This is a genomic window from Magnetofaba australis IT-1 (genome assembly GCF_002109495.1).
Taxonomy (GTDB): Bacteria; Pseudomonadota; Magnetococcia; order Magnetococcales; family Magnetococcaceae; genus Magnetofaba; species Magnetofaba australis.
The window spans coordinates 768,033-781,037 of sequence record NZ_LVJN01000020.1 but is presented as its reverse complement, the minus strand read 5'-3'; the positions used below and the strand labels follow the sequence as shown (position 1 = coordinate 781,037).

Genomic DNA, 13,005 nt, shown 5'->3' with positions numbered 1-13,005 from the left:
AATCCTGCCGAATCGTCTGGGGGCCGCGCCCCCAGCGGGTGTAATGGAATGGTCCGCTCCGCTACCCAAACGGCCTTGCAATGGGCCAAGATGGTGGTGTGTTTTTCCATCTAAACGGAGTCGGAGCGGACCATGAGCAATCATATCGAAAACGGACAGGTACGGGTACTGGGTATTGATCTGGGCAAGAGCGTGTTTCAGTTGCATGGCGTGGATGCGCGCGGCAAAAGCGTTCTCAAGAAGCGACTGAAACGAGACGAGCTCCTGGAGTACATGGCGCAACTGCCGCCGTGCCTGGTGGGGATGGAAGCCAGTAGCGGCGCCCACCATTGGGCGCGGAAATTTCAGGGATATGGGCATGATGTGCGTTTGATGGCGCCGCAATATGTGAAGCCCTACGTGAAGCGGCACAAGAACGACAGCGTGGACGCTGAGGCGATTTGCGAAGCGGTACAGCGGCCGAATATGCGTTTTGTGGGGATCAAAAGCGTTGCCCAGCAAGAAATTCTAGCGTTGCATCGGGTGCGCAGTCTGGCGGTGAAGAACCGCACGGCGTTGGTGAACCAGATTCGCGGACTGCTTGCCGAGTATGGGATTGTCTTTCCCAAGAGCATCAAACAGGCGCGGCGGGCGATTGTGCTGATTTTGAGTGATGAGAGTGTGGAAATGAGCGCCAATTTTCGCGTAATTCTGGAGGATGAGCGCGATGAGCTGGCGCATTTGGATGAGCGCATCGGCAAATATGAGCGTGAGATTGAGGCGCTGGCCAAGGCGGAGCCGCAGTGTCGATTGCTGATGACGATCCCGGGAGTGGGACCGATCACGGCGACGGCGCTGTTGGCGTCGGTGGGGGATGTGCGGGCGTTTAAGAATGGCCGGGAGCTGTCGGCATGGATAGGGTTGGTTCCGAATCAGCACTCCACAGGGGGCAAGGCGTGGCTGACGGGGATCAGCAAGCGGGGAAACGGTTATCTTCGCACCCTGTTGATTCATGGGGCGCGGGCGGCTTTGCGCGTGTGTGAAAACAAGCCGGATCGCCGCAGCCAGTGGGCAGTGTCGGTGTCGGAACGTCGCGGCGCAAATAGAGCAGTGGTGGCGCTGGCCAACCGCATGGCGCGCAGCGCGTGGGCGATGCTGGTGAAGCAGGAGGCCTATGGGGCCAGCGCCGCTGTGTAGAGAGAGCGCAATACAACTCTAAAAGAAAAACAGGCCGATAAGGAAAGAGAAAGAGATCCCACCAGCCAGGTTGCGAGAGAGAGTCGAGATTGATGGCGTGAAACGGCATAGCCCTGCGTGGTCAAGAACCTGTTTCGCCCAAGGGCCCATAGAGGCCGAGGGTGTGTTGAGGAGGGCCACGCGCAAATTCCATCAGGGCCAGAGGGCGACAAGCCCCTCATCAACAGGCCGGATACATGGGCGCGACTAAGCCTCACACATCAGTGGACATTTTCTCTTGCCGTGGCGGAGCGGACCATACATGGGCGGAGCCCACGGTGTAGCTGTTGATCTTGGGAGCTCGAGGGCAGCGCCCTCGATATCTTCCATTTACCCATTCATGCAATGTCCGGTTTTGGCTTCTCGCAACAATTATCCACCCTTGCTGCGTTGGTTCAGCCCCTCCCCTTACGGCTCACCATGGCCAGCCACGGCTGTTCATGACGCGGCAGCCCGGGCGGTCGGTAGTAGTGATGCTCCGGCTCCAAACCGGCGGCGCGCAGATGTTCGCAGAACGGTTCATATTCCAAATAGGTCCCGTAACGCTCGCCGCGCCACCCCTCCTCAGCCCCGCGCGGATTGGAGGAGAACAGAACCCCGCCCGGCTTGAGGGTCTGCTGCAGTTGGGTCAACACCCGGGTCAGATGGGCGCGGGGAATGTGGAATAGCGACGCATTGGCGAATACGCCATCAAAACGCTCAGGGGGCAGGTCGAGATTGAGGAAGTCCTGTCGCCACACCTCGGCGCCGGTGAGTTCATGGGCCATGCGGCAGAACGATGCGCAGCCGTCCAGCCCCACCACCCGGTGCCCCTGACTGGCGAACCACGCCACGTCGCGCCCCGGTCCGCAGCCAAATTCCAGAATATCGAGAACTTGTCCGCTGGGCAGAGCGTCCAACAGAGCGGCGCGGTTTTGACTCACATCGTGATCTTTGGTCCCCTCCCAGAAGTCGGCGGCCACGCGCTCATAGTGCCCAATGGTGCGTCCACTCAGGGCGGCCAGTTCGGGATCGTCAGGATGAATCGTCTCTGCAATCGACGTGTGGGAGTGGGTATCCGGCATGAAGCTGTCCATTCATCGGGAGATTACGGCCATTGATCCGGCGGCCTGGTCGGCGCTGCTCACAGACGATGCGCCCTTTATGGAATACCGTTTTCTGCGCGCGCTGGAAAGCTCCCGCAGCGTCGGCGCTGGTACGGGCTGGCTGCCCTACTATCTGACCGTTACCGATGAGGAAGGTTTGCTGGGCGCGCAGATTCTGTATGAGAAGGAGCACAGCTACGGCGAGTACATCTTCGATTGGCAGTGGGCGCAAGCCTACGCCCAACATGGCCGCCCCTACTATCCCAAACTGATCAGCGCGGTCCCCTTCACCCCCGCCACCACACGCAAACTGCTGATCCATCCCCGCGCCGAGCGTGCGCTGGTCGCGCAAACTCTCATCGGCGGCGCCGAGGCGCTGGCGCGGGAGCGGGATTGCCACTCAGTGCACCATCTGTTCTTGCATGGCGATGAACTAGGCGATTTCTCCCAGTCCGGCCCGCCCATTCGCCACAGTCTGCAGTTCCACTGGCGTAATAACGGTTATGGGAGCTTTGAGGATTTCCTGGCGGACCTGAAGAACCGCAAACGCAAGCAGATCCGCAAGGAGCGCGCGGCGGTGGCTGACTCCAACGTCGCCATTCACGCCTTTACCGGCGACGCCCTCACCCCGGAGTTGGGCGATGTGATGCGCCGCTTCTATCTGACCACCTGCGAGGAGAAGGGCGCCTACCCCTATCTGCGCGCGGGCTTCTTCCCCACCCTGTTCAATACCTTCGCCGATCACACCCTGCTGCTGCTGGCGCGGGAGAACGACGAATGGGTAGCCGGATCGCTGTTCTTTTATAATGATCACGCGCTGTATGGCCGCTACTGGGGCTGCGTGGCCGATCACGACTTCCTGCACTTTGAGATGTGCTACTACCAGGGCATCGACTGGGCCATCGCCCACGAATTGCCCCTGTTCGAGGCGGGCGCCCAGGGACCGCACAAACTCCCCCGCGGCTTTCTGCCCAGCCTCACCTACAGCGCCCACCACCTGTTTGACGCCGAGTTCCATGAAGCCATCGGGCGCTATATCGAGATGGAGAAGCAGGCCATTGCCGAGGAGCAGGCCGAGTGGATGACGCAATCGCCGTTTCGCAGTATTGACGAAGGAGCGTAAATCGAACTGACGGTTGTGGGGCGTTATTAGATATTGGGGCTTTGCCCCAAACCCCATGAGGGCTCCGCCCGGAGCCCGCCAGCAGGGACGCCCTCCTGGACCTCGGTTAGTTTTTCTCCGCGCTCTTGTCCGAACCCTTCCACATCTCATTCAGCCACGCCCGCATGCGTGCACACTCCTGCGCCACCTTATCGGCGTCGCCATACACATGCGCCAGCAGGCTCGCGCCCTGGGCGCGGATCATCAGATGCTCGGCGTGGGCGCGGGCCGTTTGCGCGTCAAAGCGCGTCGCGAACTGCTCGGCGAGCCAGTGGATGAACAGGTCGAACATCGCCCGCCCCTCGCTCTGCAGATGGGCGTCGCCTTTGCTCAACTCGCCGCTGAGGCTGCCCATGGGACACCCATGTTCGCGCAGCATCTCCGCCTGCCCCGCCACCATGTCGATAAAGCGCAGAATCCGCGCCTGCGGATCCGGCTCCGCACCGCTCCACTCGGTCAGCATGGCGCTGATCCGCTCACTGCGCGCGGCGACGATATCGCGCAGCAGATCGTCCTTGCTGCGGTAGTAGTAGTAGAAGTGCCCCTTGGTCATGCCCAAGGCGTCGGCCAGATCGGCAAAGGAGGTCTGTGCGAAGCCGCCGTGGTGGATCAGCTCGCTGCCCTTATCCAATATCCGCGCCCGACTGGCGTTGCCTTTACGACCCACGACATAACCTGCTGAGCTTGAGAAAATATGGCGACAATTTTCGGCTTTAGCGAGTCAAAACCAAAACTGCACAGAGTGACAAATGTTTGCGTGACTCAGACTGAGCTTGCGCTGACTATTGGCCGCCGACTGGTCGGCGGCGGGGTCTGGGGGCCGCGCCCCCAGCGGGTGTAATGGAATGGTCCGCTCCGCTACCCAAACGGCCTCGCAATGGGCCAAGATGGTGATGTGTTTTTCCATCTAAACGGAGTCGGAGCGGACCATGAGCAATCATATCGAAAACGGACAGGTACGGGTACTGGGTATTGATCTGGGCAAGAGCGTGTTTCAGTTGCATGGCGTCGATGCGAGCGGCAAGAGCGTTCTGAAACAGCGCTTGAAACGAGATAAGTTACTGGAGTTCATGGCGCAACTGCCGCCGTGCCTGGTGGGGATGGAAGCCAGTAGCGGCGCCCACCATTGGGCGCGGAAATTTCAGGGATATGGGCATGATGTGCGTTTGATGGCGCCGCAATATGTGAAGCCCTACGTGAAGCGGCACAAGAACGACAGCGTGGATGCAGAGGCGATTTGCGAAGCGGTACAGCGGCCGAATATGCGTTTTGTGGGGATCAAAAGCGTTGCCCAGCAAGAAATTCTAGCGTTGCATCGGGTGCGCAGTCTGGCGGTGAAGAACCGCACGGCGTTGGTGAACCAGATTCGCGGACTGCTTGCCGAGTATGGGATTGTCTTTCCCAAGAGCATCAAGCAGGCGCGGCGGGCGATTGTGCTGATTTTGAGTGATGAGAGCTCGGAAATGAGCGCCAATTTTCGCGTAATTCTGGAGGATGAGCGCGATGAGCTGGCGCATTTGGATGAGCGCATCGGCAAATATGAGCGTGAGATTGAGGCGCTGGCCAAGGCGGAGCCGCAGTGTCGATTGCTGATGACGATCCCGGGAGTGGGACCGATCACGGCGACGGCGCTGTTGGCGTCGGTGGGGGATGTGCGGGCGTTTAAGAATGGCCGGGAGCTGTCGGCATGGATAGGGTTGGTTCCGAATCAGCACTCCACAGGGGGCAAGGCGTGGCTGACGGGGATCAGCAAGCGGGGAAACGGTTATCTTCGCACCCTGTTGATTCATGGGGCGCGGGCGGCGTTGCGCGTGTGTGAAAACAAGCCGGATCGCCGCAGCCAGTGGGCAGTGTCGGTGTCGGAACGTCGCGGCGCAAATAGAGCAGTGGTGGCGCTGGCCAACCGCATGGCGCGCAGCGCGTGGGCGATGCTGGTGAAGCAGGAGGCCTATGGGGCCAGCGCCGCTGTGTAGAGAGAGCGCAATACAACTCTAAAAGAAAAACAGGCCGATAAGGAAAGAGAAAGAGATCCCACCAGCCAGGTTGCGAGAGAGAGTCGAGATTGATGGCGTGAAACGGCATAGCCCTGCGTGGTCAAGAACCTGTTTCGCCCAAGGGCCCATAGAGGCCGAGGGTGTGTTGAGGAGGGCCACGCGCAAATTCCATCAGGGCCAGAGGGCGACAAGCCCCTCATCAACAGGCCGGATACATGGGCGCGACTAAGCCTCACACATCAGTGGACATTTTCTCTTGCCGTGGCGGAGCGGACCATACATGGGCGGAGCCCACGGTTTAGTCTTTTGATCTTGGGAGCTCGAGGGCAAAGCCCTCGATATCTTATCGTTCCCCTTCACTTCCACCCAACAACTCAAACAGAGATTTATCTTACGGCAGCGCCGCGCGCATCGCCATAGGGCGTTTCTGCTGCTCGGCCATCTGCGCCATCTGGATATCGATGGCTTCGCGCCACCCATGCTGGGGCGCATACCCAAGCTGCTCATGGGCGCGGGCATTATCCACCGTCCGGTCCTCCAGCAAATGGATAATGCTGCGGGTGACCAGGGGATCCCACGGCGAAACGGCGTCGAACCGCTCCATCAGCCAGGCAAAGGCGTAAGCCATGGGGAATGGAACACTGAAGTGAGGACGCGGCAAACCGTGGCGCGCGTGCAGATGGTCGATGACCTCTCGCACGGTGGGAATCTGCGGGCCGACGATGTTGAAGGCTTGATATCCGCTCACCCCCTCCACGGTGGCCGCCAGCGCCATGGCCTGGCCGATGTCGCGCCCGTCGATCAGAGGCATGCGCGTGCGCCCACCCGCCACCCAGGGGACCAGATGGGTCTTCAGACGCGGCGTCAGAATGGGCAGCAGCCCCAACCCATACCCCTCCCCGGCGAACAGGCCCAGACGCAGGGTCACTGTGGTCAACTCCGGCGAAGCGATGTCGCGCAGTGCGTTCTCAATGGCCACCACACTGCCCAGATGGGGCCAGAAGCTCTTCGGCGCGCCTGCGCTGAAAGGGTCATACGCCTGTTCAGGCCCACTGGCCGCCGTGGTGCTGGGAAACACGATGCGTCCCACGCCCTCTTGTCGGCAGCAAGCCAGCAGCTCCAGCGTCGGCTGCAGAAACAGGGCGCGACTGTTTTCACAATTGCCCCACAGCGAGGTCCACGCCGCCGCGTGGATCACCGTATCCACCCCCGCCAACAGCGCAGGCAAGGCCTCCCCGTCGCGCAGATCCGCAATGCGCGTCTCGCCGCGCCAAAAGCTTGGAATTCGCTCCGGCGCTCGTGTCGCCGCGATCACGCGCACGCCGTCCATGGCCATCACTGCGCGCAACGCATGATGCCCCACAAAACCATTCGCCCCAGTCACCAGAATCGTCTGCATCGCCTCTCTCCATATTTAGGATGATCGTCTGAATTTATTATTAGGACGATCATCCTATACTGTCAACAGGGCACTTTCCCGTCCACAGGGCGTCAGAAGAGAGGCGTGCATTGAACCCAAGGCGATGCGAACGTTAGGATAAACACTCTTTGGACTCTTACCGTCTGAGAAACAGAGCAGGCGCAGCAGGCTGACAACGTGAAGAAACGCACCCGCAAACTCCCCGCCCGAGGCCCCGATACCCAGGAGGCGTCGCTCTTGGCGGACGGCGCCGGTCTGATTCCGCCGCCGCCTGCGCCAGAGCCCGAACCGGTGCATCGTCCGCCGCCGCCATTACAATTGATTCTGCTGCTGCCCCAGGCGCTCACGCCCAGCGCGGACGCCCTGCAAGCAGCGATGGCCGAGTCGCTGCCGCAGGACGCTTTCGGCTTGCTCCCGACGCCGGGCGCTGGCGGGAGCATGCTGCGATTGCGCTGCTTTGGACGGATCTATCAAATCGACATGGCGGGCGTTCCCGCCCCCGCGCCCACACTGGAAGAGGCGCTGGGGCAAGGACCGGAAGCGGCGGAGTTGCGCCACATGACGCAGGCGCATCAAGCCCACTGGCGCATCACCCAACTCAAAGGGGAAGATGCCATTGGCGTGGGCGAAGGGATCACCGCCGCCATGCGCATGATGCATCTGTGCGCAATTCTGTCCCATGGGCTGCCGGACTTTGCCCCCCTGGGCGCGCTGTGGGAAAACAGCGCCGCACTGTGCGATTGGCGCGCGTTTGAAGCCGGGGTGGAGGGCACTTACCGCGCCATCGAGCAGTTCAATCAAGGCGCAGAGAAGGCGGCGGATCACCTGCCAGCCAAACTCTGGGTCGGCCTGGAGGCGCGTGATCAGGACGCGGGCGGCTGGGCGCGCACGCGCGGTCTGGAACAGTTTGGCGGCTATGAGATGGAGATGACCATGGCGGGTTGGGATTACCAACAGAGCGCCGCCTATCTGATGATGGCGGTGCGCTATCTGCTGCGTGAAGGCAGTATCCAAGTGGGTGAGTTTATCGGACTGGGCGAAGGATTTCTGCCGGTCTACTTCCGCCTGCGTCCGCGTACAGCGCCGCTCACCGAGGCGCGCCTGTTCGCGTTGGAGCCCGCCCCGGCGGGCGGCGGCATGGGGCAACGCTGATGCGCCGCGCCACCGTACTCTCCACACTCTCCGCCGCTCTCCTGCTGCTGGCCGCCAACGCTAGCAGCGCCGCCGCCACCGACCCCATCGTCGATGCGCGTCTGGCCGCCGTTCTCGAACAAGCGGGGACATCCGGCTGTATCGTGGCGCTGCCGTTGGGAGAAACGCCGCGGGTCTCCAGCATGGACGCCTGCCAACAGCGTTGGATTCCCGCCTCCACCTTCAAGATTCCCAACACCCTCATCGCGTTGGAGACCGGCGCCGTCAACACCACGGAAGTTTTCAAATGGGATGGGTCGCCGCAAGCGTTTAAGCCCTGGGAGCGCGACATGACGCTGCAGCAGGCGCTCAAGGTCTCCGCCGTGCCGGTGTATCAACGCATCGCGCGCCGCATTGGACTGTCGCGCATGGCGACGTGGGTAAAGCGGCTGAACTTTGGCAGCGGAGATATTGGCGACACTGTGGATAATTTCTGGCTGCAGGGACCGCTGACGATCTCCCCCATTGAGCAGGCGCGCTTCATGCAGCGGGTCGCAACAAACGATCTGCCGCTTAGGCCAGAGACCCTCTCCACCCTGCATCAGATCATTCCGCAACAGGCGTGGGGCGGTGGCCAACTGCGCGGCAAAACCGGCTGGCTCACCCGCGTGGGAGCCAAGCGGGGTTGGTATGTGGGCTGGTTTACCCCCTCCAGCAGCTCCGCAGCCAAAAACAAAGGCGACCAAACGGTCGCCTTTGCGGTGAATATTCCCATGCCGGAGCTGAAACTGGCGCCGTTACGCATCGCCTTGGCCAAGCGCGCGCTGCAAGCAGGCGGCTGGGCGCAGCAAGAGGCGGATTAATCCTCGTAGCGCAGCGACGCCACGTAGACTTTATCCAGCGTCTCAAACATCGCACGCCGCGCTTTATGGAACTCCTGCAAGCTGCGCTCGGCCTCGGCGTTGCGGTTGTTCACCGCGTGATCCACAATCTCCTTGGCCAGGGTATGCACCTTCTCGTGCAACGTTCCCAGCTCAGTGAAGCCCGCAATATTTTGCAGTTTTTCGGCGCCTTCGCCATAGTACCACTTGCCAAAATCACATGTGCGCGCATCGGGGAAGTGGTCATCCTTGGCGACATCATGACTGCGCATCACAGCAATCAATTTGTTGATGATCGCCAAGTGGGCCTGTTTCACCGCTGTGAGATCAAATTGCGGCGAGCCCACCCGGAATTGCTGCTCCGCCTCGCCCAAACTCTGCCCGGTGCGATCGCTCAACTCCACCAACACGTTGGAGGACTGCACCATGCCGTCCACCTTGTCGGTCAGGGACATCGCCTTGAGCATGTTCTTCTGCACATTGGCCGAGGCGTGGAACACCTTCATGGCGAAATCCTTCACCTCCAACATTTTGGCTTTGACTGCGCGACTGCTATCGGCCACCTCGGAGGCCCCGCCCGCCATGGCGGAAGCGGAGGTGGCGATCTCCGCGGTGCCGGTGGCGGCTTCCTGCGCCGCCCGCGCCACTTCGGAGGAGGCCTCGCCCAGCTCCGAGGCGTTGCGCATCACCTCCTGGCTGGCCTCGTTCACCATGTTCATGGAGTCCATGATGTGCGTCATCGCCTCGCCCTGGCTGCCCATGGCGTTGGAGATATCCTCATTGATGGCGTTGAGCTGGGAGATCATATCGCCAATCTCCCGCGCCGCCTGACTGGCCTGGTTGGTCTTGCCGCGAATCTCCGAAGCGGTCTGGTCGATCTGTTTGGTGGCGTCGCCAGTCTGGTTGGCCAACTCCTTCACCTCGTTGGCCACAACCGCAAAGCCCTTGCCCGCCTCACCCGCGCCTGCGGCTTCAATAGAGGCGTTGAGCGCCAGCATATTGGTCTGGTCGGCGATATTCTTGATCAGCCCCACCACCTTGATGATCTCATGGGTGGATTGTGACAACCCCTCCATGATCTCCTGGGTCGATTCCGCACGCGTTGTGGCCTCCCGTGCCGTCTGATCCGCCCGCTCCACGCCGTTGCGCACATTGTCGGTAAGCGCCGACATCTCGTCGACGGACTCATTCACGCTGCTGATGGCGCTATCCACCGAACCCAGGCTCTGGTTCACCTGTTCAATATTGGAGGACATCTCCTCAGCGGCGCTGGCCATGGTGTTGACGTTCTGGCTGGCCTGCTCGGAGGCGGCGGCGATGGTGTTAACGTTCTCCGAAAGAGTGGTGGCGGCGTCGGAGAGCGTGTTGATGTCATCATCGGACTCATACAGCTTCTCAGAGAGGTGATGAATCTCCGCATCGATGGTGTCGTTCTCCTCCACCACATTGCGCGACATCTTCAAGTTCACCTGAGCACACTCAACCAGAGTATGGTTAACGTGGGTCTGTTCGGTGATCACCGCGCTCAACGTGCGCGACTGCACTGACACATTGCGTACGCTCTGTTGCAGATTGTCGCGCATCACCACCATCAGACGCGCCAGCTCGCCAACATCATCCTTCTGGTCGATGTGGATATGACCACCCAGGTCGCCGTCGCCCACCATTTTGGCAAAGCCCATAATCTGCTTGAGCGGGCCAGTGATCATCTTGGTCAGGATCAACGCCAGCGCCATACCGAGAATGATGGAGATGATGGCGGTGGTGATCATGACCGACACGGCGTGGTCCGACGAAGCTTCCAGCTTGGGCCCCAGCTCGTCCTGCTCCGCTTTGACGCTCAGCTTGACTTTTTCCAGCTCTTCGGAGACTTTCGGCCCGATCACTTCCAGACTGTCATCGATGATTTTGTTGCGGTCGACGATGATCTTATGGATTTGAATGAAAGCCTCTTCATAGGCTTGCTTGTCTGCAATGGTCTGCGCAAGAAGTTCGCGACGATGCGGGTTCTGCACCGAGGCGTCGAGGACGGTGAGACTTTCAGCCAGCGCCGCCATCTCCTTCTTCACGCGCTCAAAAGCGCTCTCTTCATTGGATTCCAGAAATTTGACCACATACAGACGCGCCAAAAGCAAGCGGCGGAGCGCTTTGCCGCTATTGAGCGCCGCCTCCATATCGTCATCTGCGGCGGCGGTTTCCATGATCTCATTGAGCGCATGCTCCATGGCGCCGCCCCGGGGCACCAAAATATCATTCAACAATTGATTCCGCGCGGCCCGCGCTTTCACCACTTTTTCGAACGAGGCGGAGTACTCACCCACCACAGCGGAGACCTCGTCAATCAACTTCTCCCGCTCAGCGCCTTTGATCACCTTGTGCGATTGCGCAAGAAACTTCTTTACGCTCTCAAAGTGGTGTCCATAATGCTCCACTTCCTTGGGATCCCCTGTCACCAGGAAGTCCGTTACATCCAATTGCACCATCAACATATTCGCCTGCAAACGACCAGATAGATTTGTTTGCTTAGCCAGAGCGCGATAGTCGTGCAGCCCGTGCGCTGCATTCTCTAATTCGAGAGTTCCCACCACTGACACAACAATCAGCAACAGTAGTACAATACCAAAACTGACAATGAGCTTTAAGCGGATGGAGAGGTCACGGATCGCGGCAAACATTACTTCCTCCAGATTAAACACGCGGCAAGCGCCAGCTAAGGCAGTCACGGGGAACGTCGGCAATGAAGTTTGCACAAACGACTTCCACCATACTGCAAAAATCGGATGGAGAGTATGTTTTTACAGCGAAATCGCAGAATTTTTGCCCACCCTATTCTACATGTCATTGCTGCGCTTTATAGACTCACCACTCAACAACCCAAGATCTTCCTGTTGCAACGAACCGGAAAGCGTGCGCAGAAATGCTGACAACGCGCGAACTTCCTGCTCGCTCAACTGTCGGTTGAGCTGCGCCAAGCCCATGATCCGCACCGCCTCCTCCAACTCCGTGACTGCGCCATTGTGAAAATAGGGCGCAGTGCGCGCTACATTGCGCAACGATGGCACGCGCCAGACGCCCTGACGCCCCATGGCGTTGCCCGCATCCTCAGTTAGCGCGTAGCGCGCGACGATGGCATGGCCGCCATAGCGCGGAAAAGGCCGATACGCGCCCACGGCGCCGATACGTCCCGCCGCGCTGAAGGTGGGGTCTTGATGACATTGACGGCATCCCACGGAGTGAAATAGCCGCATCCCCCGCCTCTCCAATGGAGTAAACTCCCCCTCCCCGCGCACGAAGCGATCATAGCGGGTCTGATTCTGAATCAACGTGCGCTCGAACGCCGCCAATGCGCGCGCCAGATTGGTCTGTGTGATCGACTCCTCTCCTGAGAACGCTTGCGCGAACAGAGAGGGGTATTCCGCATCCCGCCGCAACCGCGCCAGCACACGATTCAGATCCTCCACCCCCATCTCCACCGGATTGGCGATGGGCCCTAACGCCTGCTCCTCCAGGGAGGCGGCGCGCCCATCCCAGAACAGGCGAGAGAGGAATGCGGCGTTGTACACGCTGGGGGCGTTGCGCGCACCAACTTGGCCATCCACGCCAAGGGAGCGCGGGCGCCCATCCACCCCGGCGCGATCCAAAGCGTGGCAGTCGACGCAGGCTACGGAGCCATCCCGCGACAGACGGCGATCCAGAAACAGCTTCCGACCCAATGTCGCCTTGTCGACGGTTGTGGGGTTATCCAGCGGATCTGTCGCGCGCGCGGGCAGAGCGCGCCAGGAAACCGTTTCAAACCGCCCTGGCGATTTTGATGCAATAGGGTTGCGCCAATCCACGCTGTGCAAACGCGACGCAATGGGGGCAACAGGCCCGCGCGATTGCGCCAAAGCGTCCTCGATCCACCACACCGCCGCCACTTTGATGCTCAGAGCCACGAGCCCCACCCCCATCAATGCGCTGCCCACCACGCAGCGGCGCCGCCCCCGTGAACTCATGCGACACAGATCGCTCCACACCAGGAGCGAGGCGATCATGGCGACAATCAAAATTGCGCCCAATAATGGCAGGATGGCGATCATGACCACTCTCCTCATCAGACAAAGGTTGATCTCTTTAG

The 13,005-nt window shown here is 60.5% G+C and carries 10 protein-coding genes; 5 read left to right on the top strand and 5 right to left on the bottom strand.

The genetic code is table 11. The features are described 5' to 3' along the window. The first annotated feature begins 132 nt into the window (after positions 1-132). Positions 133-1,176 (top strand): IS110 family RNA-guided transposase, encoded by a 1,044-nt coding sequence (locus MAIT1_RS15650; RefSeq protein ID WP_085444487.1) that lies wholly within the window; start codon positions 133-135, stop codon positions 1,174-1,176. A 434-nt stretch (positions 1,177-1,610) separates the two neighbouring features. On the opposite strand, the gene MAIT1_RS15645 is transcribed toward MAIT1_RS15650, so the two are convergent. Then, positions 1,611-2,279 (bottom strand): class I SAM-dependent methyltransferase, encoded by a 669-nt coding sequence (locus MAIT1_RS15645; RefSeq protein WP_085444486.1) that lies wholly within the window; start codon positions 2,277-2,279, stop codon positions 1,611-1,613. On the opposite strand from MAIT1_RS15645, the gene MAIT1_RS15640 reads away from it, so the two are divergent. Next, on the top strand, positions 2,278-3,423 hold the full coding sequence (locus MAIT1_RS15640; RefSeq protein ID WP_085444485.1) for a GNAT family N-acetyltransferase: 1,146 nt from the start codon (positions 2,278-2,280) through the stop codon (positions 3,421-3,423). The two genes, MAIT1_RS15645 and MAIT1_RS15640, sit on opposite strands and share 2 nt — an antisense overlap. Positions 3,424-3,529: 106 nt before the next feature. Here the strand turns inward: MAIT1_RS15640 and MAIT1_RS15635 are convergent, their stop codons facing one another. Then, positions 3,530-4,129 carry a TetR/AcrR family transcriptional regulator gene (locus MAIT1_RS15635; protein WP_158089542.1) on the bottom strand — a complete coding sequence of 200 codons (600 nt, stop codon included), beginning with the start codon at positions 4,127-4,129 and terminating at the stop codon, positions 3,530-3,532. Positions 4,130-4,391: 262 nt separating this feature from the next. Here MAIT1_RS15635 and MAIT1_RS15630 point away from each other — a divergent pair, with 262 nt between their 5' ends. Then, positions 4,392-5,435 carry an IS110 family RNA-guided transposase gene (locus tag MAIT1_RS15630; RefSeq protein WP_085444483.1) on the top strand — a complete coding sequence of 348 codons (1,044 nt, stop codon included), beginning with the start codon at positions 4,392-4,394 and terminating at the stop codon, positions 5,433-5,435. A gap of 412 nt (positions 5,436-5,847) precedes the next feature. Here the strand turns inward: MAIT1_RS15630 and MAIT1_RS15625 are convergent, their stop codons facing one another. Then, on the bottom strand, positions 5,848-6,855 hold the full coding sequence (locus MAIT1_RS15625) for an NAD-dependent epimerase/dehydratase family protein (RefSeq protein ID WP_085444482.1): 1,008 nt from the start codon (positions 6,853-6,855) through the stop codon (positions 5,848-5,850). A 198-nt stretch (positions 6,856-7,053) separates the two neighbouring features. On the opposite strand from MAIT1_RS15625, the gene MAIT1_RS15620 reads away from it, so the two are divergent. Both MAIT1_RS15620 and MAIT1_RS15615 read left to right on the top strand, forming a co-directional pair. After that, positions 7,054-8,028, top strand: coding sequence for a hypothetical protein (locus MAIT1_RS15620; RefSeq protein ID WP_085444481.1), 975 nt, complete (start codon positions 7,054-7,056; stop codon positions 8,026-8,028). Next, a complete protein-coding gene (locus MAIT1_RS15615) occupies positions 8,028-8,870 on the top strand; it encodes a penicillin-binding transpeptidase domain-containing protein (protein WP_085444480.1) in 843 nt (280 codons plus the stop codon). The genes MAIT1_RS15620 and MAIT1_RS15615 overlap by 1 nt, the downstream gene beginning before the upstream one ends. Here the strand turns inward: MAIT1_RS15615 and MAIT1_RS15610 are convergent. After that, a complete protein-coding gene (locus MAIT1_RS15610) occupies positions 8,867-11,563 on the bottom strand; it encodes a methyl-accepting chemotaxis protein (RefSeq protein WP_085444479.1) in 2,697 nt (898 codons plus the stop codon). The two genes, MAIT1_RS15615 and MAIT1_RS15610, sit on opposite strands and share 4 nt — an antisense overlap. A 156-nt stretch (positions 11,564-11,719) precedes the next feature. Beyond that, entirely contained in the window at positions 11,720-12,967 is a 1,248-nt protein-coding gene (locus MAIT1_RS15605; protein WP_158089541.1) for a cytochrome-c peroxidase, read from the bottom strand. Positions 12,968-13,005: the final 38 nt, after the last annotated feature.